This window comes from Actinoplanes sp. NPDC023801 (assembly GCF_040639655.1).
Classification (GTDB): Bacteria; Actinomycetota; Actinomycetes; order Mycobacteriales; family Micromonosporaceae; genus Actinoplanes.
Genome location: NZ_JBFAAI010000041.1, coordinates 1 through 25,100, shown reverse-complemented (window position 1 = coordinate 25,100; position 25,100 = coordinate 1). Strand labels below are relative to the sequence as shown.

Sequence of the window (25,100 nt, the reverse complement as noted above, 5' to 3'; positions counted from 1 at the left end):
TTTGATGCTGGTGGGGACTTTGGTGTTGGGGTGTACCCAACACCACATGGTGGAGCCCCTTTCACCGCCGAACGCGCCGCGCAACGCCCGCGCCGTCGCCTGCCACGCCGGCCGACCGGTCGCGCACCCACCCGCGACGATCGAGCATGCCCGGCTGCTCAAGGCGCAGGGCAACAGCCTCGCCACGATCGGCGCCAAGAGCGGCATCCCGAAGACCTCACTGCACCGCTACCTCGCCGACGTCGTGGGTGTTGATGTCAGCAGTCACGAGCCGACAACGACACCCTTCCCTACTTCGATACGGCTGCACGCCGCTGCCCGGGATTCAGGACTCATCCATCTAGCATCCGGGTATGTCGAAACGAGCAAGATCGATGCGGTCGGCCGTCGCGGGGGCGGCCGCCCTGACCACCCTGGTCGGCCTGGTGACCGTCGTGCCAGCGCCCGGCAGGGCCGTCGCCGAGGCGGTTTTCCCGTTCGTTCTGGAGTCGGCCGCGGCCCAGCCTGCGACTGGGACGCCGATGCCCGCGTCCGGGAAGCATGCGGCGCTGGTTCGCAATACCAGCGCCGCGACGACCACCGTCGAGGGTTCCGGCCGGGTGGTCCTCGGTGCGATCGCCAGCAACTGCGAGGGCTGGCCGACGCTGCGCGTCACCGTGGACGGCACGGTCCGCGGCGACGTCAGGATTGAGCACACCAGCCAGTACGGCGCGCATGTCGTCGGCACCCCGGTGGGGCCCGGCCGGCACACCGTACGGATCAGCTTGCTCAACGATTACATGACCAGCGCCACCTGTGACCGCAACGCGTTCCTGGCGTCGGCCGAGATGGAGTATCCGCTCTCCGCCGCGTTCGGCACGGCGGTGCTGTTCCCGCCGAGCCGGATCGCCGCTCTGAAGGAACGCGTGGCGGCCGAAACCGCGCCGACCTTCACAGCGTGGAATGCGTTGCGTGCCGTGGCCGACGCCAACCTCACCCGCGAACCGGCCGTCCCCTCGGCGTGGATGGTGCCGTGGGCGTACGGTCCCGACGCTGCCAAGGGCGCCGAGATGGTCGCCAAGCTACGGGACCAGGCAAATGCCGCGTACCGGCTGGCGCTGGCGTACCGGATGAGCGGCGACGAACGCTACGCCGTCGCCTCAGCCCGCCAGATCACCACCTGGATCCGGGGCGTGCAGAGTTACAGCACGGCGGAGGACTCGAGCCTGGCGTTCGCGGTGAACTTCCCGCTCATGATCGTCGCCGCGGATCTGCTGCGCCCCTCGACGGCGTTTCCCGCGGCGACGCAGCAGGAGTTCGGCGCCTACCTGCGCACCAGGGCATTCGCGATGAGCACCATCAGTCACGAGAACAACTGGGGCAACTGGGGGCTGCTGCTGGAGGTGGCAGCCGCCGCGTACCTGGGCGATCGGATGAAGTTCGACCAGGCGGCGACGCGCTGGAAGTACTTCGTCGCGAACCAGATCGCGGCGGACGGGCAGATGCCGCGGGAACTGAACCGCCCCGGCGATCCACAGGGCTATCGCGGTGTCTGGTACACCAGCTTCGCATTGCACCCGCAGACCCTGGCCGCGGAGATCATGCGCGTGAACGGGCTGGACCTGTTCTACTACCGGTCGCCGAACGGGCGGACCCTGCGCCTGGCCTACGAGCGGCTGGTCGGCTGGGTGCACGACCCGGCGACCTACCCGTATCCGGCGGAGACCGGCTACGCCTACCACGTCGGGCACTGGGAGCTGCTCAACCTGCGCTGGCCGAACGCGAAGGCCGACACAGTGCTCGGCTGGCGCCGCCCGGTCAAGGATGACTCCGGGTCGGTCGGCATGACGTTCACCCACGGCGGCCTGCTGTAACCGCCGCACGCCGCGCCGGCGCGGGGCCGCCGGGGGCGTGCGGCGGGCCGCTGCCGTGCGTGTATCGGGCGGCGTGTCCGGCGCTCGGAGCGGAGTCGGTGTTGAGGGCAGAGGACCCCTCGGGTCCCTTCAACTGCAGGTGGAGGGAGAGAGGCTTGGTATTAGGATCGACTGGAAGCCTCAAAACCCTCAGACTCACCACGTAACTGTGATCTTCAAGGAGGACTTCTTGAAGGCCCAACGGTACGTCCTGGGGGGAGAGATGAAAGCGGAGCAACGAGGCGACGACTGCCTGCTGACCCTGAGTGAAGCGGAGTTGATGGTCATCATCAGCGCGCTGGGCGAGGTGCGATCCCTTGTGCCCGACACCGATTTCGAAGACCGTGTCGGCGTGGACCCGGAGGGCTTCCACGAGTTGACAGAAGCGACGGTCGGCATTGCCAGGAAAATACCGGCTACCGTCACCGTGGATAAGCCGTCTGGGCCCTACACCTTCCCACTGAGAGTGGACCAAGAGGTGTTCCTGGTAGTCGGGCGCACTGCCGCGATTCGGGGCACCGGCGCTAACGGCGCGTTGCGGCATCTGCTGCACCTCACACTCTCTGATACGGCGAAGTAGGGCACGGCCGATACGACGCGCGACGACACCTGAAGGCACTCTTTGCGGCGAACCGCGTGGCTAACGCCGCACTTGTCACTCTGAGTAGCTCCGGAGAGTCGTTCCACTTGCCTAAAAGTTGACCGGCTGATACGTGTCTCGGTGCGTGCGCGAGTCGAGAAGAGGACGGTAGGGGGTGTCGGACATCGACATGCCGGCTATGTCCGGGATCGAGCTGTCCCGGGCTCTTCGCGCCGAGCCGGACACGCCCGGGCTTGCGGTGCTGTTCGTCAGCGGAAGCCTGTTGCCGGGCGATCCTGGCCCCTGCCGTACACGTCACGGCAATCATGTTCAAGCCGTTCTGTCCTGATGATTTGCTGGCCTGCGTCGACAAGCTGGTGCAGAGCGGCCACAGCGAAGGGCCGGAGCCGATGGTCTGCCTCTGGCCGGAGGAGTTCCGCCTCGTGCCGCCGCCGGACAGTGACCCCGCCGACGCGCCGGGCGATGCCGAAAAGCGGTTGTTGCGCCCCGGGTACAGCAGTCCGTCGGGATCGTTGTCCACCTCCTACCGGGCGCCGCGCCGACGGCCGGGAGGTAACGCCGGCGAGCTGGTCGTCGACCCACGCGAGGCCGCCACGGTCGAGGACGTCCTAGGCGCGGGTGACGGCGACGTAGGCGAGCATCGCCTCACCGCAGGGAACCGGGCGGGGGCCAGCCGGCGGCGACGTCGTCGACGCGATGAATCGAGCTGTGGGCCGCACCCTGCTGTCGGGTGCGGCCCACAGTTGATTCATCGCGATGGTGTGGTGCGCTGACATTCAGTGCCCGCCGCCACCGGCCCCGTGACCCTTGCCCTGGCCGTAGCCGGGACCCTGGCCCTGGCCGTAGTCCTGGCCGTAGTCCTGGCCGTAGTCCTGGCCGTGTCCCGGCCAGTGCGGGCGGTTGGGCCAGTCACCCGGCCATTGCCCCGGACGCCACCGGTCTTCCCAGTCGTTGTCCCAGTTGTCCTCGTCAACGACCAGGGCCCAGGCGCCACGGCGCAAGCCCCAACGCATCCGCTCGCAGGCGTAGCCGTCCCAGGCCCCGATCCGCTCGCCCATCCGACCGGCCCGCTCACACTTCCAGATGTTGCGGTAGTAGCCGACGACCTCCTCGTCCCAGGGATTGTTTTGCTGCGCTGAGCTACCCGTGGCCGCTTGCCCGGCCGACGGTGCGGCCTGAGCGGGTCCCATCGCGAACGTCGCGCCGGCGAGTAGGCCCAGGCCCAACACCGTCATTCTTGCTGCCTTGTTCATGTCACTCCTTTGGGACAAAACATCATGGCTCTCCCACCCGATCACGATCGGGCGTCCGTCTTCTGGGATTTCGGGGCTAACCGATACGTTCGGTTGAGCCCCTGCACGCAGCAAAGCCGTGCGGTGGGCGAGCATGAACTGCTCACACCCGGCGGCCGGCTCGTCCTCCACGTCTTCGCGGCCCTTGCCAAGTTCATCGGCGAACTCATCGTCGCCGGCACCCGCGAAGGCCTCGCCGCCGCCCGCGCCCGCGGCCGCGTCGGCGGACGACTCACCGTCAGCACCCCGGACATCGTCCGCGCCGCCGGCAGAGCACGCACCGACCTACCCGCCCCGCGATCAACGAAGCGCTAGATCACCCTCGTTTGCGGCTGGTGACGCATTCCTTACCGGCACCCCAAGACCGGCATCCCGAAGACTTCACTGCACCGCTACCTCGCCGACGCAGCGCCCCCGGCCATGGACGGCTGAGCCGTCAGGACGGGTCACCCATTACGTGTTCGCTCCTGCCAGTAGGCAAGGTTGTCGCGGGCAACCCGGGTGTCGGGGTGGTCGGGGCCGAGTACCCGCTGATAGTCCTCGAGCAGCTGCTCGAAGGCGGTGGCGGCGCCGGCCCGATCGCCCGCCCTCCCACGCCAACCGGCGAGGTTGCTGCGGGTGGTCAGGGTGTTGGGGTGGTCGGGGCCCAATACCCGCAGCTGGTCGTCCAGCAGCTGCTCGAAGGCGGTGGCGGCGCCGGCCGGGTCGCCGGCCGCCCCGCGCCAGCGGGCGAGGTTGCTGCGGGCAGTCAGGGTGTTGCGGTGGTCGGGACCGAGTACCCGCCGACAGTCTTCGAGCAGCTGCTCAAAGGCGGTGGCGGCGCCGGCCGGGTCGCCGACCTCCCCGCACCAGTAGGCGAGGTTGCTGCGGGCGGCCAGGGTGTTGCGGTGGTCGGGGCCCAGTACCCGCAAACAGTCGTCGAGCAGCTGCTCGGACGCGGTAATGGCGGCGGTGACCTGGCCGGTTTCTCCAAGACTGCGGGCTGCCCAGAACAGCAGGAAATGTGCGTCAGGGCTGAGAAGAGCGTCGCCGGTGGCGGCACGCAGGGCAGTGGTGTTGGCGAACAGGGCCTGGGTGTAAGCGGGGTCTCGGTCGATGGCGGGCCAGATCTGTAGGAGTGCGTCGGCAGTGGCGAGGGCTGTGGTGGTGAGCTGGCCGGAGTTGAGCTGGTCGCGGGTGGCGTGCTGGACCAGGGCGTGGATTCGCACGGTGTCGGTGGCGGGGTCGTGGGTGATCAGGTGGAGCCGGTGCAGGTTGCGTAGCCCGTCGGTGATGGCGTGAGCATCGGGCGCGTCGGTGTCTGTCGGGGTGAGCAGGCCGGTGATGGCGGGGGCGGCGAACAGAGCGGCCGGGATGCCGTTGGGGTCCAGCAGGGCGGCAATGTCGAGCAGCGGGCGGGCCAGGCCGCGGGGTGGGTGGTCGTCAGCGGACTGCACGGACAGGGCCCAGGTGACCGCGACGGTGGCGCTGTAGCCGTCGGGCAGTGCGTCCCGCGGCGGGAGCACCCGGGTGAGGCCGTGTTCGCGTAGCAGCTCCCGGTAGATGCCGCAGTCGATGCCACGGTCGCGGATGTACGCGGCGGCCTGGGCGACGGCCAGCGGGAGCAAGCCGAGGTCGTCGGCCAGTCCGGCGATGTCGGCGGGCGGGCTGCCGGCGCCGGTGGCTTTGGTGAGGTAGCCGGTGGCTTCGGCGGGGGTGAACAGGCCGACGGTGATCATGGTGCGGTTGTCGGTGTCCAGGATCGGGTCGCGGCGGCGGGTGGTCACGAGGGTGCGGCCGTACGGGTTGTCCGGCGGCCACAGGCCGTTGGCGTCGGCGGGGGTGTCGAGGTTGTCGAGCACGATCAGCCAGCGCTTCTCGGTGCGTTCCAGCCAGGACAGCAGCCGGTCGGCGGCTACCTGCGGGTCGGTGTCGGCGTCGCACAGGCCCACCGTGTGGGCGAGGTCGGCGTAGCCGGCGATCAGGGCCTGCCGGTCGGCCGCGGTGATCCAGGCCAGCACGTCCAGCTCGCCTTCGGCGTCCAGGTGCCGGGCGAACCGGGCGGCCAGCTGGGTCTTGCCGACCCCGCCGAGCCCGGACAGGACCTGGGTCAGCACCACACTGCGCCCGGCTCGCGCGGCCCGGATCAGGTCGTGGTGGGTAGCGCGGTCCTGGAACCAGTCCGCCGGCCGCGGGACCTGCCCCACCCGCACCACACCGTCGCTGCTGGCCCGGCTCGCGGGCCGGGCCTGCTCGGCGGCCTGCCGCCGGGTGTAGCGATGGTCAATGACGGCCACGATGAACGCTCCCAGGCCGAAGACGGCCCCGGCGATACCGGCGATCCAGCCGGCCTGCTCGGTACCGTCCCAACCGAACTTCGGCAGCCGCCATCCGGCCGGGTTCCACCCGAACACCACCGCCGCACCGGCCAGCAGCACCGCGATGGCCAGCAACACCCGCACCCACACCCACCGGCGGCGCCGTGGCCGCGGAAGGACCCGCCCTGTCATCGACCCATCATGGACGGCGACCACCATCGACGCCGTACGGCCACGCACAGCCGACGGTATGCGGAGCATCTGTCGTCGTCTTACCAGGGGGCCGGATCGCCCCACTCGTAGGAGCGGCGGCCGGGGTGCCCGGAGCGATCAGAGTTGGATCGACACGGCGTGGGTGCCGCGCGTCGGCCCGCCACTGGGGTATCGAGGGGACATGGATGCCCTGGTCAACGTCGTCGTGGAAGTGCCCCGCGGTAGCCGCAACAAGTATGAGGTGGATCCCGACGGCCGGGTGCGTTTCGATCGTCGGCTGCCGGGGGCGTTCGCGTTCCCCGCCGACTACGGCTACATCCGCGGAGCCTTGGGGTCCGACGGCGAACCGCTGGACGCGCTGGTGCTCATGGTGGAACCGACGTATCCGGGAGTCCATGTCCGAGCTCGGGTCGTAGGCGTGTTCTGGGTGATGACCGGCCACGGCCGTGAGGCCAAGATGGTTTGCGTCCCCGAGGGAGATCCGGCGTACGCCGATGTGCACGACCTCTCCCAGCTACCGGAGCATCAGCTCACCGAGATCGCCCACTTCTTCGACATCTACCGAGACTTGGATCCGGACAAGGAGGTCTCGTGCGACGGGCGCGACGGCTCGACGGTCGCCCTGCGCACCCTGACCCAGAGCCGCACCGGCACGCCATGACTCCCTCCACACACCCGGCCGTCAACTTCGACGTCGCACCTCAACCAACGTCCCTGGACAGCACACCCAGACAGCTCCGCTCCACAACCGGAGTCCTTCACCCGTCCAGAGCACCGGCCAAGCGGGGTCGTCATCAGCCAGGACCGGCCCGTGGCCGTCACCGAGCGGACCGGCACGCTGCGGCTGCACGGCAAGGGCGACAAGGTACGGGACCGTGCGGGTCCCGCCCAAGGCCCGCAAGGCGCTGCGGGCCTGGCTCGACGACCGCGGCCGCGACCCCGGACCGCTGTGACTCGGCCAGCCCGACCCGCCCACATCCGTGCCCTGCTCGGCCACGCCTCCATCGAGACCAGTGCCGGCTACTTGCGCGCCGGCGCCGTCGAACAGGCCGCCATCGTCGAGGTCGTCTTCGATGCCTGATCCGGATCACCGAGCCCGGCCCCGACTGGCATATCGGGACTACAGCGAGTGTCGGCCGTTCGGTCGGCCGGCACCCGCCGGGCCGGGAGCCGGCGGATTACCGGCCGTTGCGCGTGTCGGTGGCCACCACCCAGCGGGCCGGGATGTCACCGAACCCGTGCAAGGAGGGGCCCCAGCCGCTCACCACATTCCCCACCACTTCGAGATCAGTGGAGTGGGTCGCCGGCTCCGGGGAGTTGAGGTGCGGCACGGTCAGGATCCCGTCCGCGGTCAGCGTGATCCACCCCGAGTAGGCCTGATCGACTGGGAACGGCTGACCTCGGACCGGCGAGTTCCCGTCGTCGGGATAGTCGTACCGGTTGCTGACGAGCAGCCGCACCCAGGCTCGCAAGGTGCCGTTCGCGCCGGGAGTCCACGTCCCGCTCGCGAACGCCATGACGGGCACCTGTCCGCGGGGTTGGGCACCCTGCGTCGCGGTCAGGACGAACGACCTGCCGCCCCAGCCGCCGATGAGGGAACCGACGGCCAGGTCGGGTTCCGTCGCCGGAGCCGGCCGGGAGGCCACGCCCAGGAGCCAATAGGAAGCGACGCCGGTGTTGCCGATCGAGCCCCCTCGGCCGCCGAGCATCTGGCCGCCGATCGAGGCCAGACCGATCGTCTGGGTGAAGCCCCAGGTGGTGCTCCGTTCGATCACTTCACCGGAGCGGGTGATCGTGAACGTGGACCGATCCGCCTGGAAGATGTCGAACGGCTGGCCGGCCAGGTCGCTGCGGCGTCTGATCCGGTCGCTGAAAAGGACGTCCACCTCCCCGGTGGTGAGGTTGCCATCGGGTTGCGCGGTGAGCGTTCCGCTGGCGTACATGGCGACGCCGTTGGGCTGGGTGGCGCTGATGATCAGCCAGTCGGCGGCGTCCAGGCCGGCTGCCCACGTCTCGACGACCGCGGCGGCGGCGGGGTCCGCCCGGGCCGGAACGGCCGGCCCGGCGACCGACACCACCGCCGCAAGGAGCCCGGTAAGGGCGGTGATCATGTGTTTCATCCTGTGCTCCTCAATCACAAAAGATCCATTTCGGGATTATGCCGGGGAAGTGGTCCTGCGGTGAGCGTGTCGGAGCGGCTGGCAGATGCGGGGGCCTGAGTGTCAAGGCGCCGGGTATGGCGGTGAGACCGACGGGCGCCCCAAGACGCCCTTGGCTCGCCGCGAGCTGCTTCGAGGTTGTTGCGAGAGGTCAGCGGGTACGGCCACGGGACAGGCGCCGCACCGGCGGCTAACCGCTCGAGGCCGTCGTGACGCGGGTCGCAACAGACCAGGGACGAACCGCGGGCCCGGGTGCCGTGGCGCCATACCTCGACGGGTTCCGGTCTGCCCGTTTGACTGCGACTGGCTGAGCCTCTCGCTTACCGTCCAGGCGAATGCTCCTGGACGGGGAAGCTGCTGCTCACACCACCTGTTGAACCCATGCGCGCGGTGCCCGTGCGCGACCTGCTCGACACCCGCGCGAAGGGCACTCAGCAGTTCGAGTGCAAGCACGACGGCTGGCGGTGCCTAGCGTTCGTCCGCGGCAGCCGGATCTTTCTGCAGTCGCGGCACCTGAAGGACCTGACGCACCTGTACCCGGACGTGGTGGCGAACCTGGACGCTGCACTCCTGCCGGACGGCGTCCTAGACGGTGAGCTCATCATCTGGGACCCCGAGGCGGGCCGCACCTCGTTCCCGGCGCTGCAGGCCCGGGTGACCGCCGGCCGTGGCATCCACGCCGAAGCACACGCGCGCCCCGCCTCCTACGTTGTCTTCGACCTGCTCGAATTCGACGGCCACGAGCTGCTCGACCGGCCCCTGCTCGAGCGTCGGCTCCTGCTGGAGGAACTGCTCGCCGACAGTCCGCCCGGTCTGACGCTGTGCCCGGCGACCCGGGACCCCGACGAGGCCCGCGAGTGGTTCGACACGTACCACGCGGCCGGTTGCGAAGGTCTGGTCATCAAGGACCTGACCAGCAGATACGGCGGGGGGCTGCCGGGCTGGTGGAAGTGGAAGCGAAAGACGGTCACGAAGGCTCTCATCGGCGGCGTGCTCGGGACCATCGCCAACCCGGTGGTGCTGCTGCTCGGCAGGTACACCGATCGCCAGGTTCTGCACTACGTCGGACGTACCGTCCCGCTGTCGGCCGCTCAGCGCGCCGAGGTCGCCGGTGCTCTCACACCGGCCATCGCTCACCCGTGGCGCAATCCGTTGCCCGCCGCCTGGACGGGCCGCTTCGGCGACCGGGAACCGCAGGGCTATCTACCCGTCGAGCCGGTACAGGTGGTCGACGTCTCGGTCGACGAAGCGTGGGAGTACGGCCGCTGGCGGCATCCGGTCCGCTTCGAGCGGCTCCGCAGCGATCTCACACCTGCCGACGTACCGACGTCGACCCGAGGTGTACATCCCAGCAACCACTGAACGCCCAGGCCTACGAAATGCCTGCGCGCCGTCCACTGGACTCGTGACGCCCCGAGACGTCAGGACGGTCGAGCCGGTTGAGCCGGAGGAGGGCGTCTCTCGATCGGAAGGAAACGTCACATCCGGTTCGTAACGCTTTCCGTCGTACCGGCGGTGGAGGCTTTACAGCTGTGGGCCGCAGGCTGGTGTTTCGCGGCGGCCCACAGGTCGGCCGGCGGTGGGGACGGCTGCAGGTTGGCCCACGGGTCTGCTGCCAGGCGTGGGGTGGTCTTGGTGCGCGGGGCGGCCGGCGGTGGGATCGTGGCCGGGAGGTCCGGGACGGCGGGCCAGGTGATCGTGGTGTTTCGTGGCCGTGCGGAGCGGCCGCGGCCGTCGGACTGCAGGGTCATGACCTGGCGCCGTAGCCGTCCCCGGCCGTGGCCGAGCCCGGCCCACTGCGAGCTGGTGCGTCGCAGGGTGACATCGGCGCCGGGCCACGTGTCGTCCGGTCCGAGGATCGGCAGCAGCACCGTTCCGCGCTGGCGGGCTCGGGCGGCGAGGCGCCCGGCGATCGTGCTGGTCACCGGGCCCGGCGCCTGGATGGCGACCAGGTCGACGCCGTCGATCAGCGCGGCGACGATGCTCGGCCAGTCCGGGCCCGGTTCGGGGACCAGGCCGAGGCGGTCCAGTGGGATGCCGGCCTCGTCCGCGGCGAGCGCGCCGAGCGCGGGCAGGCCCGCGACACATGCCCACGCGCCGTCACGCATGCCGGCGGCAAGGAGCAGCAGCAGGACCGAGGTGGATCCGGCGACGGCGACCGTGGCGCCGCGGCGCAGGCCAGCCCACGGCAGCAGCGACTGAACTCCCGGCGGGGCAGGTAGCAGCCGGGTCGTGTCCGGGGTGCCGAGGTCACCATCGGTGGCCGGCCGAACCGCGTAGGCGAGCGATCCGGTGGTGGTCGGCGCTTTGCCCGCGGTGACCCGTCGCAGCGCGGCGAGTGCGTCACCGGGGCTGGTGATCGGCTGGGAACCGGTCCATGCGGCGGCCATGGGCGCACCTCTTCCCCGTGTCGTGCACCGCGCGGGGAAGAGCGGCGGGCTGGCTGAGGAGTCCGGATTCGCGAGCCGAACCTATAGAACGTACGTTCCAATCGGCAGCATAGCGGCTGCTTGTAGGGCTTGTGCGGCCGGTGAGCTTATGGTGATCTTGAGCTCGTCGTTGTTGAGCGACAGGTTGATGGGCTCTGGTCGATTTTGGTGGAGCCGCCCTGGAGCGTTGTCGAGCACGCGGAGCGGGACGGCCCCAGCAGTAGCTCTTCCCCTGCTGACAGCCCCACGAGGTTCTCGAGCCGCGGGCGAAGGCCACCCGAAGTCGCGTGTCCACCAAGAGTGGCCAGAGCCGGTTGATGTCGGTGCTGATGCAAGGGGAACCTCAGAAGATGAAAGGTCGAGGGCTACCGCCCGAGCATCCGGCGACAGCCGACTATTCGGGCCGGACAGAGACCATAGATGAGCCGAACGGCCACAATTCGTCGATTCCGGGTCCTCACCTATTGCTTGTGTGCTGCGCTTTTCAGAGCGAGAACGTCGTCACTGAGGGGGACCGACCATAAACAGGATGCCTCGGCTACTGGCACTCGGATAAGGCGTCACCGTCGGAGCGGTCGTCAGGGCGGGACCGGCCGCGGCGTCGGACAACGGCGCCGCGTGTCCTTGGTGCAAAGATGTCCAGGAACAGGGCAGAACTTCTCGGACAAAGGTGTTGAGCGCCAGCTAGCTGAACGCGGGTGCGCCGGATAAATGTCCGACGACGAATAGGCGCTTTCGCCAGACTCAAGTACCGCGGTTCTTAAGGTGGCAAATAGTTCTCGCAAGTTACGAAAAGGTTGGTCTAATCGTGCCTGGAGTCGTAGCACTCGAGGACAGTCCAATGGGGGGAGAACAATGCCATCATCGATGATGAAACGCGGGCGAGGCCGGGCGGCCGTCACCGGCGCCCTGGTCGGCCTGGGGCTTCTGGCAGCGGGACAGACGCCGGCAGCAGCAGTGAGTGACCCGGCTGGCGAGCGGGTCGCGGTCACCATGTCGACGGCCTGGGGCGAGGTGACCTACAAGAAGTTCACTGAGTTCAACGGCAACTACACCGCACGGTGCCGGAAGGGCCAGGCCTACTTCACCGCGAAATACAGCGGTGACTACCGGGTGTTCGTCCGGCTCGGCCGCGCGGAGGTCAGCGACTACGGCGATTACGAGGGGCTGAAGGCCGGGTCGTTCTATTTCTCCAATGCTCTGACCAACGCCCGCAATATTCACGGGGACTACGTCTACCCGGCGTTGGAGAACAACCTGAACCTAGTAGTCGATAGCGACGACTATGACTTATATGACGACTACGTCACCCTCGGCATCTGGGTCCAGGACAAGGAAACCGACGAATATCTGTGGTCCAACCTCTGGAACTTCTCCCTCCTCTGCGGTAACGACTACACCATCGAGATCAACGACGTCTGATGCGCGGCGGGATCACGTTCAGGAACGGCAGTGCGCCCGGTTTGTCCTTCCAGGAGCCGGTCACGTCGGCGACGGCTACCCGTCCACCCCGACACCTCAGACCGGCACGAGGAGCACTGACACCAACCGGCTCTGGCCCACTCTTGGTGGACACGCGACTTCTGTCGAGCGACCGGTTGATGGGCTCTGGCGGCGGAACCGGAGCCCAGGGCTGGTCGCTGCTCCGGCGGGCCGAACGCGCGCGATCAGATCGACTCGGCTGCTGCCGACGCTGCCGTTCCGCACGCGTCAGGCCAGACCACCGGCTCGGCTGCTGTGCACCCATGCCCCTCATGGTGAGCCCCGGCCCACCCCCGGCCCACTCCACTGACCTCGACCTGTCTAGTACGGCAGCCGCCATTCGTGATCATGGCTGGATTCGAGGTTGAGACGGCGGGCGTGGTGGGCTCGTCTGGCTCGTGCCTGGTGTCGGCGTCGCCAGCTTGACCAGCGCAGACGGTGGGCGATGCTGCGGGTCGGGCGGATCAGCAGGACGTTGATCAGACGGCGGATTTCGTTGTCGATCATGTCCGGCTGAGCGTGGTGGTCTGCCGTTCGGGCGTCGGCGGCGCAGATCGCGAGGACAGCGAGAGCGGCCAGGGCGAGGGTGATGAACCGGTGCCAGGACGTCCAGCGGCGGACTTGGTGCTGGTCGAGCCCGACCTGGCCCTTTGCGGCCTGGAACGATTCCTCCACGATCCAACGAACTCCCGCTACCCGCACGAGTTGAGCAAGGGTCGTCGGGCCGGGTGCCCAGCATCGGTAGAAGGCCAGCTCACCGGTGGTGTTGTTGCGGCGGATCAGCAGACTGTGCCGGCCGTCGTCGGCCGGGTCACCGTCGGCGCCGACATCGGCCAGCCAGGCCCAGTCGTAGAACCGGGGCCCTTTCGACCCGTCACCGGCGCTGCGCCGGGTCCACGCCGTGGCAGGTCGGCGGCCAGCCGGTCGGCGCGGCAGCGGGTCTTGCCGCTGTCGATCGGCACGAGGTGATCGCAGGAGACTGCCAGGACGTAGCCGAGGCGGTGTTTGCGCAGCTCACCCCTCAGCCGGGTGTTGTTGCCGTAAGCCTCGTCCGCGGCGACCCACCGGGCCGGGACCAGAGCCGCAACGACGGCGGTGATCATGTCGGCGGCCAGCTCGGACCGAGTGGCGAACGCGACGTCGTCCGGGACGCCGGCCTGCTCACACCGCTGGCCATCCTCGGTCCAGGACCTCGGCAGGTAGACCCGCCGGTCGATCAGGGTGTGGCCGTGCCGGCTCGCGTAGGCCAGGAATACCCCGACCTGGGCGTTCTCGATCCGCCCGGCCGTGCCGGTGTATTGACGCTGGACACCGACGGTGTGCACACCTTTCTTCAGGTCGCCGGTCTCGTCGACCACGAGGACACCGTCGGGGTCACCGAACCGGTCCACGACGACCTGCCGAACGTCGTCACGCACCGCGTCGGCATCCCATTTCGCCCGGTAGAGCAGTCTTTGCATCGCATCCGGCCGGGCATGGCCGGCCTGCTCCGCCACCTGCCAGCAAGTCTTGATCGGCAGGTCAGCGAGTAGCCCGATGACGAAACCCGCAGCGGCACGGCGGGGCTCAACCCGGCTGAACCGACCCGCGAACGAGCCAGTCACCAGGTCGATACTTCGTTGCCACCGGGCAGGCTCTACGCTGTGGCTCTCGGCCACCGCAAGGTCTGATGTTGTGTCCACAACGCACAGACGATCATGCGGTGGCCGTCCTCGTTCCCGCGGGATCCGAGGTCACCTCACGAACGGCGGCTGCCGTACTAGCGCCGTGTTCAGGAGTAGCGGTGGACTGCGGGCGTGTTACCGCCCAGTTCAGGGGGTGGTAGCGCCTGAGGGAGAGGACCGGCCTTCGGCCGGTGGCGGCGGTGCCGCCCGATCGGGCGTTGCCCGATGGTCGGGCCTGGCGGCCCGCCCCGGGTCGGCGCCGGCCAGGGCGTCGCCGGCCAGGGCGTCGCCGGCGGGCCTTGCCGGCGTCGCCCGTGGCGGGCGCCGACGGTGCCGCTGCTCGACGGCCGTGGGTGGTGCCGGTGGGTGGTGAGGTCACGGCTGGCTGGTGGTAGCGGGCGTCGGTGAGCAGCAGAGCGAGCTATGCGCAGAGGGACGCTTATTCGGGCCTGAGATCAAGTCTGACGCGTGATCGACAGGGTGATTCCCCACTTAGAGTTCGGTCATGGACATTTGAGAGCTGCAGGCGCGCGCGGTGGAGATTGCCCGAATGTACGACCGGTCTCACCTTGCGGCCGGCCGTCCGGCGGAGCACGAGTGATCTGGCATTGGGTTTCGTCGGCGATGTCGGTGACCGCGCAAGGCTGGTCATGGCAGTCGACGGCCGCCGGGTCATCCCGAATGCCGAGGATCGGCTCGGCCATGAGTTGGCTGACTGCCTTCGGTCGGTTCTTGTGCTGGCCGATCGCTACGGAGTCGACCTCGTTGCCGCGTTTGCCGAGATGACAGGCGGCAACACGCAACATCTCCAACCTGACGCAGGACCGGCATCGAGTAAGGCAGTCACCGGTACCGACTGATTGAACGCTCTGCCTGGGTCGTAGGGCCGACCTGTGCCCAACACCGGCGAGGCCGTCGACATGGCACTCGATCTCGACGGAGTGCTCCATGGGGCAGACACGAGCGCTGGGAGCTGTGTGGCGCGCTTGTTGATACTGATGGTGTGAACCTCCGTCTCCGAACATGGGGCTCCTCGGCGCGGTCCGCACTCCAGCCGGTTGTGCCCTTCCCCGCCGGATCGAACGGCGGCCGTCCGTCGCCCACGGCCACGCCGCGGACCGCGTTATGACCTACTCCGGGACCCCGTGCCCCGACTGCGGCCACGACCTCCGTCTTCATCCAACAACTCGAGACCAGAACCTCAGCATTTGTCCAGCCTGTATCTGGGAAGAAGACGAAGGCCGGCGCAGCGTCGAAGCCATGTGCGAACGTGTTGTCGCCGAGAATGCTGAGGCGTCCCGACAGGGCTCAGATTAACTCCACTCAGATGTTGTCAAGCATCCGCTCTTCGCCAGATCCGGATGTTAGGCGCCGGTGACAATGCGTCACAGCGGTCCAGTGGTCGCTGGCTCACGTACGTACGGGTAGAGCAATACCAGCCGTAGCGCCCGGCTCCCGACGTCCGGGCCAGCCGCCCGCGCCCTGCTGTCGGTCTCGGTCGGCGTCCACCGGCCCGTTCCACAGTCATGGAAGTGGAACGACCGCATCCAACCACTCCACCGCTCTACGGACAGTGACGAAGGGGGACGTCAGCACCAGGCGGATCGCGGCAAGAGCGGCGCTTCGAAGCGCAGCGGGGGCGGGGGGCTGCCGCGCCGAGGCGCGGTCAGATGCTGCGGAGGGGTGGTTCATCGGCGGCGTGAAAGTAGCGGACGGCCACGTCGGGTAGTTGCCGCTGCAGCTCCCGCGCCCGGGCCAGTCCCTGCCGGACCCACGCGGAGCAGGAGAGGTTAGTGGCGGGTCAAAAGCATGATCCAAACCGGGGGCGACATGCTCAAGGAGTACCTGGATGCCCGAGACGGGCGTCAAGTGACCGAGGGAGGACCTCCGGTTGATCCGCCGGTGAGGCGTCGAACTGCGGCGGGCTGACCATGACCGCACCTTGCAGCCTGATGCCTCACCTGCCGGTACCGCTTCAGCTGTTCCAGTTCCCCGGAGGGCCCCGCTGAGCCGGTCAGCTTGGTGGATGAGCGTGCTCCGCGCGTTGTTCATGATCGTGATGGCGTCGGTCAACCGCGCCAGGGCGGTGGGATCGTCGTGAGCGTTCCGGCGAGCGAATTTGTCCAGCTGCTCCAAGGCGTAGGAGACGTTCACCGCGCCGTCGAGCAGCAACGTCGCGATCGTCTGGCGGGTCTGATTCTCTTCGGTGGACTCGTCGTTCGCTGGCACCAGCGCAATCCTTCTCGTCATGCCACATCCGCGGGCCGGTCAGGGCGGCTTGGCGGTCAGTGGCGGAAGCTACCCACGATCGTGGTGAGTTCGCCGGCCAGCCGGGTCAGGTCGGCCGCTGCCTGCTGGGTGGTCCGGGCGCCGTCCGCGGTAGTGGTGGCGACCTCCGCCACGGACGAAATGGTGCTGGCCACGTCGCCACTGTTGGCCGCGACATCGGCCACGGATCGGCTCATCTCGCCGGTGGTGGCGGTTTGCTCCTCGACTGCCGAGGCGATGGTGGTGGTGTAGTCGCCGATCTGCTGGATGACATGGGTTATCTCGCCGATGGCGGCGCCCGCGGAGCCACTCGATGCCTGGATCGCCGATATTCGGGCGGTGATCTCCTCAGTCGCCCGGGCGGTCTGCTGCGCGAGTTCCTTGACCTCGCCGGCCACGACGGCGAAACCCTTACCGAGCTCACCCGCACGGGCCGCCTCGATGGTGGCATTCAACGCCAGCAGGTTCGTCTGTTCCGCAATGGTGGTGATCAGTCTGACCACGTCACCGATCTCGGCACTGGCGGCGCCCAGCTCGGCGACCTGCTGGGTGGTCTGCTCCGCGACGGTCAGACCTTGATTGGCCACCTGGGCCGCCTGCGCGGCGTTGGAGGCGATCTCGCTGATCGCCGCGCTCATCTGCTCCGCGCCGGCGGCGATCGACTGCACCCCGGCGTTGACTTCCATTGACGCCTGCGTTGCCGTGGTGGCCCGCGACGCCGTATCCGACGCGCCGGCCTGCAACAGGCTACTGACCGTCGACAGTTGCTGCGCCGCGGCGGACAGCGTCATCGCAACGCCCGCCATACCTTGCACCGAGCCACGGATCGTGTCCAGGGCGCTGTCGATCCCGGTCGCCATCCGGCCGAGTTCGTCGCGGCTGTTTATCCCGGTGCGCTGAGTCAAGTCTCCACCGGCCAGGGCCGCAGCGACCCGGCCCACCTCGCGCACCGGTCGCAGGATCGAGCGCACCATCGGCACCGACAGCGCCAACAGAACCGCCAGGCCCATCAAGCCGACGAGGACCGACACCAGACGCCCACGGCTCTGCGTGGACGCCAGGTCCGCCCGGGCCTGAACCAACGCCTCATCCAGCTGCTCGTGCAAGCCTTCCAGATGATCGTCCACTGCCCCGTTACGATCGGCGACCTCGCCGAGACGCCCCGCCACCGCCTTCGGATTGCCGCCAGCGGCCCCGGTGAACTCGGTGACGAACGTACTGAACCCCTCCACATCGTCGCGGATCTGATCGAATGCCGCCTGCAGGTCGGCCGGCATCCCCGCGGCGTCCACCGCAGCGACCGCCTCGGCCGCCGAGGCTACGTCGTCGGGTACATCAGCGGTCACGTCCTGGCCCAGCGCGGCCCGGTACGCATCTGCTTTCAACTCCGCCTGCCGGGTGTCCAGGTGGTTGAGCGCCGCCTTGCTGCGCTCCAGCGCCGCCAACCCGTTCGTCCCCGTCTCGAGGGCCCCCTGGGTGAACAAAGCCATCATCACCACCGCGGCGAGCATGACCGCACCCGCCCCGACAATCAGCGACAGCCGTTTGCCCACCCCTATGTCCTGCAGATGCATACCAGCCGCCTATCGCCGCAGTACTGCCTACCCCCCCCCCATTCGTCACGAATCCAAGATCCGTGAGCAGCAGTGCAACCGGCATTCCCCAGGCGGGAGATACACCCCGCCCTGTTTCACTTCCAGGAAAGTGGAACACCACCAGAAACCGCCGATCCTCTACATCGAGTGGCCAAGCTCCGCCGCGGCACGCGGACCGCGGCTAAATCTCGAGGCCGTCGGTGGCACGCGTTCGGCATGATGACCGCGTGGCTGCTGACCTGCTCTGGGACGACGTTCGGGAGCTCTTTGATCCGGATCTGATGGGATCACTTCCCGATGCCTGCGTTCCGGATACCTCGATGGCGGATTGGCAGGCTCTCCTCGATCTCGTCGTCGCGCGCGGCTGGCGGTTCGAGTACTCCGAAGGTGAGAGGGTCCTGCCGTTGCCGACCGCGGCAGCGATTCTGGCCCGGAAACCCGACTCCGAGTGCCCGGCTCTGCGGGTATGGCCGTCCCCCGACATGCTGATGATCTTCCGGTTCGGTGCAGCCAAAGAGATCGACTTCGATCTCAGCCTGCGCGAGATACAAGACCAGGAGCGACTCGACGAGTTCTGCGGGTTTCTCCGGGAAGTCGGGCGGCACCTCGGCAAGCCGGTGTTGATGGCCAGCGAGATGGGCAAACCAGCCGAGCACCCGGTCCTCGGCTTCCTCCCCGAGACCGATCGGGTGGTCGTCATCGACCCACCGCCCGGCATGGTGAACCTGTAGGGCACTTGACCGAACCAACCCCATCGGCCAACCCTTTGTATGCATGACCGATGCCCGGGCGTTCCACTTCCGGAATCTGGAACGTTCCGGCTTCAAGGAATTGGAACGACGGGATTCTCGGCCCGGGTGTTGCCTACCCGCTGTGCCGACGGAACCGTCGCCGGGCGACGCTTCTTGCCGCCCTGATCCGAGAGTTCGTCATCCTCGGTCGGCGGCCGCGAGGCTGTGGGGTCGAAGATCCCGGTGCGGGCCTCACAGGTGGCACGTGAGGGCCGATCCGTACGAGTGACGGATCGGCCGGTGTGAGATTTCGGGGAGGCGGGTAGCTCAAGCCCGGCGTCAACGACGACGTCCCCGAACATCGATGATGACTTTCAGGAGCTGACCAGATGGCTACGTCCACTCACGGCAACCACGAGACCACCCACGTGGCGCACACCCGTTCGCGGGGCGAGGAGACCAAGCCCTCGTTCAAGACCACTGAGCTGATCGTCTACGTGCTCGCCGTCATCGGCGTGCTGATCGCCTCCAACATGGTCGGCGACGGCGCCGCCAACAACGGCAGCGACTACTTCGCCGCCGACAAGGCCTGGTGGTACATCACCCTGCTCACCATCGGCTACATGATCAGCCGGGGCCTGGCCAAGGCCGGCAGCCGCAGCAACGACCACGACCCCCGCACCCACTGACCCACACGCACACACGAACGGCCCTGGCGGGCCAGGCTGGTCCCCCGACATGAGCCTTGCCGCCAGGGCCGTTCTGTACGTGCCGGTTCGCCCACGCCTCGCCACACGGTGACGGGTCAGACGTCACCCCAGGCCTAGGGGAACCGGGCTCCGGCGTCATCCGGTACGCGCGGATCTCGACCTCGCCGGAGGCCTCCGCCGCGGCGTAGCCGGCGCCGGTGAGGAACCAGGCCCGGTGCCCGGGCCGTGCCTTGCCGGACCGCGATCACCGAGGAGAGCAGGTTCGCCGACGGCAGCCGCGGCAAACTGCCGGCCCGCAACCCGGGCACCGGGCGCGGCCACGACCCTGACGACGACGAGCCTCACCCAGACCGCGGTGCCGACGGACATCATCTGGGTCTACTCGGTCGTGCCAGTCTTACTGTGAGCGGCGAGACCCCCACTGCTCAGGGGGTCTCGCAGCTCATCATGGGGCTTACTTGTGTGTCAGGACCAGGTCCGGGAGGCCCAGTAGCTGCCGCTCCAGCTGCGGGCCGACCAGGAGCGGGCCGACCAGGAACGAGCGGACCAGCCGGTGGCGGTCCATCCGGCGGAGCTCCAGGATCGGGCGGTCCAGCTGAGGCCGGACCAGCTTCGTGCCGTCCATGGGGTGGTGCTCCAGGTTTTCGAGGTCCAGGAGGTACCGTTCCAGGCCGATCCGGTCCAGACGGCGCCGTTGTAGGTGCCGCCGTTCCAGGAGCGGCCGGCCGCGGCTGTCACGGTCCAGGTCAAGGGTCGCCAGGGCTGGTTCATGATGTCTCGCTCGCCGGTCAGCTCAACGCCGTTGTCGGGGTCGGCGACGTGTGCGGTGCCGCGAGCTCCTTCGAGGGTCCCGAGGCCGAGGGCGCGGGGGTGCAGCTGCATGGCCAGCGGGGTGGGGGCGGCGATGGCTGCCTGCATGTTGAGCTGGCCGGAGCCCTGAGCGATGCCGTCGATGTCCTTCATCGGTACGGCTGTGCTGGTCAGTATCTTCTTCACCTGGTCGGGTGTGAGGTTCGGGCGCTGCTGCAGCAGGAGCGCGGCGGCGCCGGACACCACCGCGGCGGCCTGAGAGGTGCCGCTGCCCTTGAAGTAGCGGTCGGTGACCAGACCGCCGGGGTGGTTGGCGTCGATGAACGAGCCGGGGTCGCGCAGCGACACGATCGAGCGGCCGGGCGCGACGAGGTCGGCGTGGCGCAGGATGTTGCCTCTGGTGCTGAACGCGCCGATGGTGTCATCGATAGGGGTGACGGTGCCGGCGGTGTCCGAGCCGCCGACCGCGATGACGTACGGGTTGAGTGCCGGGTTGCCGACGCGGGTCGTGATGGGCCCGTCGTTGCCGACCGAGACGACGACGACGATGCCGGCACGCCAGGCGGCCTCTACCGCGTACGACAGTGGGTCGAGCATCGGGTCCTGCAGGGAGTCGGTGCCGAATGACAGGTTGAGTACCCGGATGTTCACGCCGGGGTCGTTGCGGTGGGTGATGGCCCACTCGATGGCGGCGATGACCTGGGAGACGTCGACCGCTCCGTTGGCGGCGGCCACCCGGAGGCTGACCAGGTGGGCGTCGGGTGCCACGCCGACGAAGTAGCGGGGGTCGTTCTCGGTTCCGCGAAGGACCTCGGGATCGCGGCCGGCGATGATGCCGGCCAGGTGGGTGCCGTGTCCGAAGGTGTCCTGGTTACGCAAGTTGGGGGCCTGGGACTCGAAGGACAGGTCCGGGCCGTTGATGACCTTGCCGGGCTGGGCCAGGCCCTTGACCGGGGCGATACCGGAGTCGATCAGCGCGACGCCGACTCCCTGACCGGTCAGCGGGCGGCCGACGGCGTCCTTGCGCGCCCACACGGCCGGGGTTCCGATGGTGCTGGTGGCGTCGCGCATCGTGGTCAGCGCGGAGTCGACCAGCCAGGACGGTTTCGAGGAGCCGGTGATCGGCAACGTCGAGGTGGCCGTGACCGGCGCAGCGTATGCGGGGCCGGTGAGGGCAGGGGCGGCGAGGGCTCCGGCGGACGCGGCCAGCGCCGCGGACAGCACGGCCGTCGGCCATCTCCTGTCGAGGATCGTGCGTCGTGGGGCGTTGGTGCTCATCCGGTCTCCTTCGATCACCGCTACGAGGTCATCGATCCTCGTTTCGCTCGGCCTCGTCGTCGGCGGGCAGGCCCCGGATCTGAGCATTCCGCGGGATCTTGTCCGGAGCACGACGCGGACGGCGAGCGGTAGGGATGCGCTAGCCGGGACCGCGACCGCCCGCCGGCGAGTCCTCCCTGAAGGCCTTGATAGACCAGCTCCTACCCGGGCGTATCCGTCGACACGCACCACGACGCCGTGCGCAGTCTCGGTTTCTATGGTCGGGGCCGACGGCGTACCGGGTCGATGCGGCGGGTTCGGGGTGCAAGCGGCTCCTGTTGCTCGATATGGCGCCCTACCGCTCGCAGCAGACGCAATATCAACTGCCGTACGACGGATGCGGTTCCTCATCGCCCCGGGGCCGGGTCAGATCCCGCCAGGTCGCACGTAGCCGGCTGACCCGTTCGGGGGGCAAGGCGTAGAGGAGGCTCCAGCCGAATGTCGTCACTGCAAAGCCGACCAGCGGCAACCCGTAAGCGGCGTCTTGCACTGAGTGGACGTCATGCAGGCCGCTGATCAGACCGGCAACGCTAAACAGGCCCAGGGCTGTGAGCCGCATCAATGCGAACGGCCGCTCCATCATCGCGTCCATCGCGCGGAGAAGGCGATCCCCGCGAGCCAACACCGCCCCGCCGAAGACGATGGCGATGACGCCGCCGAGCCAGCCGCGACCGGCGATCATCCAGAACACGACCGGTTCGCCGGGAAGCAGCGGATAACGCAGCATGCCGGCGATCATCAGGGCGCCACCGGCGATACCTGTCATGCCGGTGAGCAAGGTCAGAGCGGTTCGTACCTTCTTCTCGCTGGAGACCGCGACGGCGACAATCGCCGCGGCAATAAATGTCAGATAGCCTCCTCCGACACCCAGCACCGAGGCGAAGAGCAGTGGCGACACCACGGTCACCGCGAACGGTGATGCATAATGCCGCAACGCCGAAGAGGGCCCGGGACTCCCGAAGCTACGGCGAGCCGCAAGGTAGGGGATCTTGATCGCGGGTCGTGATGGAGTCGCCGACCGCAGGCCGCGCGGCGTGGGCGTTCCGCCCCGCGGCCCTGTTGTCTAGCCCTTGGCCCGGGCGCGGCGGCGGGCGGCGCGGATTTCGTCGTCGGCGACTTTGTCGTCGAGCATGGCGTACAGCTGGGTGGTCTCGGTGGAGGCGTGCCCGAGCCTGCGGCGGACGGCTTCGATGGAAACCCCGGCGTTGATCAGTTCGGTGGCGTGGGCGTGGCGTAGCTGGTGGATGTCGATGGGGACCCCGTCCGTGGCGCAGTAGCGGGAGCAGCGGTGCTGGGCGGCGTCGTAGGACAGCGGTCCGCCGGAGCCGTTGATGCTGGCCCGGAACAGCGGCCCGTTCCGGGCCGTGACCGGGCGGGGGCACCGGCCGGCGTCAACGCCAGCTGAACCCACGGGGATCTTGGCCCTTGAGGAACATCGGAACTGTGATTCTTGAGCCGGTGATCCGGCTGGGTCGGGTTGCTGTCAGGCTGTCGCCGGTGTTCGGGAATGACCCACACCGGAACTGGCGCCCGCGGGCTGCGAAAAGTAGCGCTAGCGATGATCTTGTCGGGAAGGGCCTTGCCCGACTGCTACGGCTTTCGATGGGTTACCGGAAGGCACGGTGACACCATCACGTCTCGTTATGCCTTAACCTCGTACGGCGATCAGCCAGACGACGTACTGCTCCCCGGAGGTGGGCGTGTACCGACCGACACTGGATCCCCTTGCCGACTCGCTGGCGTTGAGCGCCGTCGCCGCCGGGCTGCCGATCGTCACGTTGTTCCTGCTGCTCGGCGTCGCCCGGGTACGGGCGTGGCTGGCGGCGCTCGGCGCGCTCGCCGTCGCTTTGCTGGTATCCATCACGGTGTACTCGATGCCGGTCGGACAGGCAATGCTCACCGCGAGCCAGGGGGCCACGTTTGCGCTGTTCCCGCTCGTATGGACGTTCGGCACCGCCATCTGGATCTACCGAATGACCGTGACGAGCGGGCACTTCGACGTGCTCCGGCGTTCGTTCGCCCGGGTCAGCGACGACCAGCATGTGCAGGCGCTGGTGATCGCATTCTGCTTCGGTTCACTACTGGAGGGGCTGGCCGGTCAGGGAACCCCGGTCGCGATCACCACGGTGATGCTGGTAGCGCTGGGCTTCAGCGCGATGAAGGCGGCCACTGTGGCGCTGGTGGCCAACACCGTGCCGGCCGCGTTCGGGCCGCTCGGCCTGCCGATCACCACGCTGGCGCGGGTCACCGACCTGCCGGCGGGAGACCTAGGCGCGATGGCCGGGCGTCAGGTACCGGTGATCGCGCTGTTCATTCCGCTGCTGCTCGTCGGCATGGTCGGCGGTCGCCGAGGTCTGCGCGGGACGTGGCACGTGGCCGCCGCCTGCGGCGTGTCCTTCGCACTGGCACAGTTCGTCACCTCGAACTACCTCTCGTTCGCCCTGGCCGACATCGTCGCCGGGCTGGTCGGCGCCGTAGTCGTGGCCGTTACCGCGCGCGTGTGGCCGCCTCGGCGCGATGGCAATCAGGCCATCGGCGCCGCAGCCGCTGGAGAATCGACAAGAGTCGAACCGACGGCCGTGGCGGGCGGGCCCGCAGGCGGAGCGAGTCGCGTGCTGGACCTCACGAGCCGCACCGAGGTGGCCGCGAACCGGCCGGACCCCTCGATCGAGGTCTGGCGGGCATACGCGCCGTATCTGGTGATTGTGGCAATCTTCGGACTATCGCAGGTGCCTGCGATTGCGGACATGCTGAACGCGGTCACCGTGAACTTCAATTGGCCGGGCCTACACCTGCTGACCGGCTCCGGCGTGCCGTCGTCATTGCCAGTTTTCCGGTTTAACTGGCTCTCCTCGACTGGCACGCTGCTGCTGCTGGCCGGCCTGGTCACGATGGCGATCCTGCGGATCAGGCCGCGGGCCGCGTGCGCCGCGTACGGGCAGACGTTGGCCTCGCTGCGCTGGGCGATCCTCACCGTCTGCGGGCTGCTGGCGCTGGCATTCGTGATGAACGGTAGCGGGCAGACCATGACCTTGGGCAGTTGGATGGCCGGTGCCGGTGGCGTGTTCGCTTTGCTCTCGCCCGTACTCGGCTGGCTGGGTGTAGCGCTCACCGGCTCGGACACCTCGTCCAACTCGCTGTTTGGCGGGCTCCAGGTCACCGCCGCGCAGCGAGCCGGCCTGGACCCGGTGCTGCTGGCCGCAGCCAACGCGTCCGGTGGCGTGGTCGGAAAGATGATCTCGTTGCAGAACCTGACGATCGCAGCGAGCTCGGTGGGGCTCAACGGGCGCGAGGGCGAACTGTTCCGCCGCATGTTCGGCTGGAGCGTGGTATTGATCTGCGCGATGGCGTTGCTGGTCGGCTTGCAGGCCACCCCGGCGTTGACCTGGATGGTGCCCTGACGGCGCGCCTATCACATTCTCTCGAGCCGGAGGTTTGTGCCGTTCGGCTGGAACCAGTCTCATCAGCACAACAGCGCCTCGGGCTAACGGTCAGCCGATCACGACAACGACGCACCTCGAACGTGTCCAGCAACTCGGGTCCCGCGGGACTGTGCATTGCTCCTCTGTCAACCCGTTGGCTGGTTGGCGTCGGCGCGGAGGGCTTGGTAGACGGCATCGGAAAGGCGGCGTTTAAGGAT

Annotated in this window: 20 protein-coding genes and 1 pseudogene; 11 read left to right on the top strand and 10 right to left on the bottom strand. The window is 68.4% G+C overall.

Annotation, left to right across the window (positions count from 1 at the left end; all coding sequences use genetic code 11):
- Positions 1-353: 353 nt before the first annotated feature.
- From AB0G04_RS40800 to AB0G04_RS40790, 3 genes are all read left to right on the top strand, one after another.
- Entirely contained in the window at positions 354-1,853 is a 1,500-nt protein-coding gene (locus tag AB0G04_RS40800; RefSeq protein ID WP_360994985.1) for an alginate lyase family protein, read from the top strand.
- A gap of 208 nt (positions 1,854-2,061) precedes the next feature.
- Positions 2,062-2,472, top strand: a complete 411-nt coding sequence (locus AB0G04_RS40795; protein ID WP_360994982.1) for a hypothetical protein — start codon at positions 2,062-2,064, stop codon at positions 2,470-2,472.
- A gap of 326 nt (positions 2,473-2,798) precedes the next feature.
- Entirely contained in the window at positions 2,799-3,266 is a 468-nt protein-coding gene (locus tag AB0G04_RS40790; protein ID WP_360994980.1) for a hypothetical protein, read from the top strand.
- A 3-nt stretch (positions 3,267-3,269) separates the two neighbouring features.
- On the opposite strand, the gene AB0G04_RS40785 is transcribed toward AB0G04_RS40790, so the two are convergent.
- Positions 3,270-3,728 (bottom strand): hypothetical protein, encoded by a 459-nt coding sequence (locus AB0G04_RS40785; protein WP_360994977.1) that lies wholly within the window; start codon positions 3,726-3,728, stop codon positions 3,270-3,272.
- A 141-nt stretch (positions 3,729-3,869) separates the two neighbouring features.
- Between AB0G04_RS40785 and AB0G04_RS40780 the strand changes: the two genes are divergently transcribed.
- Positions 3,870-4,100 carry a recombinase family protein gene (locus AB0G04_RS40780; RefSeq protein ID WP_360994974.1) on the top strand — a complete coding sequence of 77 codons (231 nt, stop codon included), beginning with the start codon at positions 3,870-3,872 and terminating at the stop codon, positions 4,098-4,100.
- Between the two features lie 131 nt (positions 4,101-4,231).
- Here AB0G04_RS40780 and AB0G04_RS40775 read toward each other — a convergent pair whose 3' ends face one another.
- Positions 4,232-6,274 carry a tetratricopeptide repeat protein gene (locus AB0G04_RS40775; RefSeq protein ID WP_360994971.1) on the bottom strand — a complete coding sequence of 681 codons (2,043 nt, stop codon included), beginning with the start codon at positions 6,272-6,274 and terminating at the stop codon, positions 4,232-4,234.
- Positions 6,275-6,476: 202 nt separating this feature from the next.
- Between AB0G04_RS40775 and AB0G04_RS40770 the strand changes: the two genes are divergently transcribed.
- Both AB0G04_RS40770 and AB0G04_RS40765 read left to right on the top strand, forming a co-directional pair.
- Positions 6,477-6,956 (top strand): inorganic diphosphatase, encoded by a 480-nt coding sequence (locus AB0G04_RS40770; protein WP_360994968.1) that lies wholly within the window; start codon positions 6,477-6,479, stop codon positions 6,954-6,956.
- A 288-nt stretch (positions 6,957-7,244) separates the two neighbouring features.
- Positions 7,245-7,376 (top strand): hypothetical protein, encoded by a 132-nt coding sequence (locus AB0G04_RS40765; protein WP_360994965.1) that lies wholly within the window; start codon positions 7,245-7,247, stop codon positions 7,374-7,376.
- Between the two features lie 97 nt (positions 7,377-7,473).
- On the opposite strand, the gene AB0G04_RS40760 is transcribed toward AB0G04_RS40765, so the two are convergent.
- Positions 7,474-8,406, bottom strand: coding sequence for a hypothetical protein (locus tag AB0G04_RS40760; RefSeq protein ID WP_360994962.1), 933 nt, complete (start codon positions 8,404-8,406; stop codon positions 7,474-7,476).
- Positions 8,407-8,835: 429 nt separating this feature from the next.
- Between AB0G04_RS40760 and AB0G04_RS40755 the strand changes: the two genes are divergently transcribed.
- A complete protein-coding gene (locus AB0G04_RS40755; protein WP_360994959.1) occupies positions 8,836-9,816 on the top strand; it encodes an ATP-dependent DNA ligase in 981 nt (326 codons plus the stop codon).
- A 116-nt stretch (positions 9,817-9,932) separates the two neighbouring features.
- On the opposite strand, the gene AB0G04_RS40750 is transcribed toward AB0G04_RS40755, so the two are convergent.
- Positions 9,933-10,844, bottom strand: a complete 912-nt coding sequence (locus tag AB0G04_RS40750) for a hypothetical protein (protein ID WP_360994956.1) — start codon at positions 10,842-10,844, stop codon at positions 9,933-9,935.
- A gap of 894 nt (positions 10,845-11,738) precedes the next feature.
- Here AB0G04_RS40750 and AB0G04_RS40745 point away from each other — a divergent pair.
- Positions 11,739-12,305 carry a hypothetical protein gene (locus tag AB0G04_RS40745; protein WP_360994953.1) on the top strand — a complete coding sequence of 189 codons (567 nt, stop codon included), beginning with the start codon at positions 11,739-11,741 and terminating at the stop codon, positions 12,303-12,305.
- A gap of 381 nt (positions 12,306-12,686) precedes the next feature.
- Here AB0G04_RS40745 and AB0G04_RS40740 read toward each other — a convergent pair.
- The 3 genes and pseudogenes from AB0G04_RS40740 to AB0G04_RS40730 form a co-directional block, all read right to left on the bottom strand.
- Positions 12,687-13,978 (bottom strand): annotated as a pseudogene (locus AB0G04_RS40740) (IS701 family transposase).
- A gap of 554 nt (positions 13,979-14,532) precedes the next feature.
- A complete protein-coding gene (locus AB0G04_RS40735) occupies positions 14,533-14,835 on the bottom strand; it encodes a hypothetical protein (protein ID WP_360994950.1) in 303 nt (100 codons plus the stop codon).
- A gap of 1,479 nt (positions 14,836-16,314) precedes the next feature.
- On the bottom strand, positions 16,315-17,871 hold the full coding sequence (locus tag AB0G04_RS40730; RefSeq protein ID WP_360994947.1) for a methyl-accepting chemotaxis protein: 1,557 nt from the start codon (positions 17,869-17,871) through the stop codon (positions 16,315-16,317).
- A gap of 248 nt (positions 17,872-18,119) precedes the next feature.
- Between AB0G04_RS40730 and AB0G04_RS40725 the strand changes: the two genes are divergently transcribed.
- Together AB0G04_RS40725 and AB0G04_RS40720 are read left to right on the top strand one after the other, a co-directional pair.
- A complete protein-coding gene (locus AB0G04_RS40725) occupies positions 18,120-18,623 on the top strand; it encodes a hypothetical protein (RefSeq protein ID WP_360994944.1) in 504 nt (167 codons plus the stop codon).
- 389 nt (positions 18,624-19,012) lie between these two features.
- The gene (locus AB0G04_RS40720) at positions 19,013-19,312 is read left to right on the top strand and encodes a hypothetical protein (protein ID WP_360994941.1); all 300 of its coding nucleotides are present in this window, start codon (positions 19,013-19,015) and stop codon (positions 19,310-19,312) included.
- Between the two features lie 486 nt (positions 19,313-19,798).
- On the opposite strand, the gene AB0G04_RS40715 is transcribed toward AB0G04_RS40720, so the two are convergent.
- From AB0G04_RS40715 to AB0G04_RS40705, 3 genes are all read right to left on the bottom strand, one after another.
- Complete coding sequence (locus AB0G04_RS40715) at positions 19,799-21,421, bottom strand: S8 family serine peptidase (RefSeq protein ID WP_360994938.1); 1,623 nt, start codon at positions 21,419-21,421, stop codon at positions 19,799-19,801.
- A 358-nt stretch (positions 21,422-21,779) separates the two neighbouring features.
- A complete protein-coding gene (locus AB0G04_RS40710; protein WP_360994935.1) occupies positions 21,780-22,367 on the bottom strand; it encodes a hypothetical protein in 588 nt (195 codons plus the stop codon).
- Positions 22,368-22,523: 156 nt separating this feature from the next.
- A complete protein-coding gene (locus AB0G04_RS40705) occupies positions 22,524-22,871 on the bottom strand; it encodes a site-specific integrase (RefSeq protein WP_360994932.1) in 348 nt (115 codons plus the stop codon).
- 289 nt (positions 22,872-23,160) lie between these two features.
- Between AB0G04_RS40705 and AB0G04_RS40700 the strand changes: the two genes are divergently transcribed.
- Positions 23,161-24,861: an L-lactate permease gene (locus tag AB0G04_RS40700; RefSeq protein ID WP_360994929.1), complete on the top strand. Its 1,701-nt coding sequence runs from the start codon at positions 23,161-23,163 to the stop codon at positions 24,859-24,861.
- The last annotated feature ends 239 nt before the right edge of the window (positions 24,862-25,100 follow it).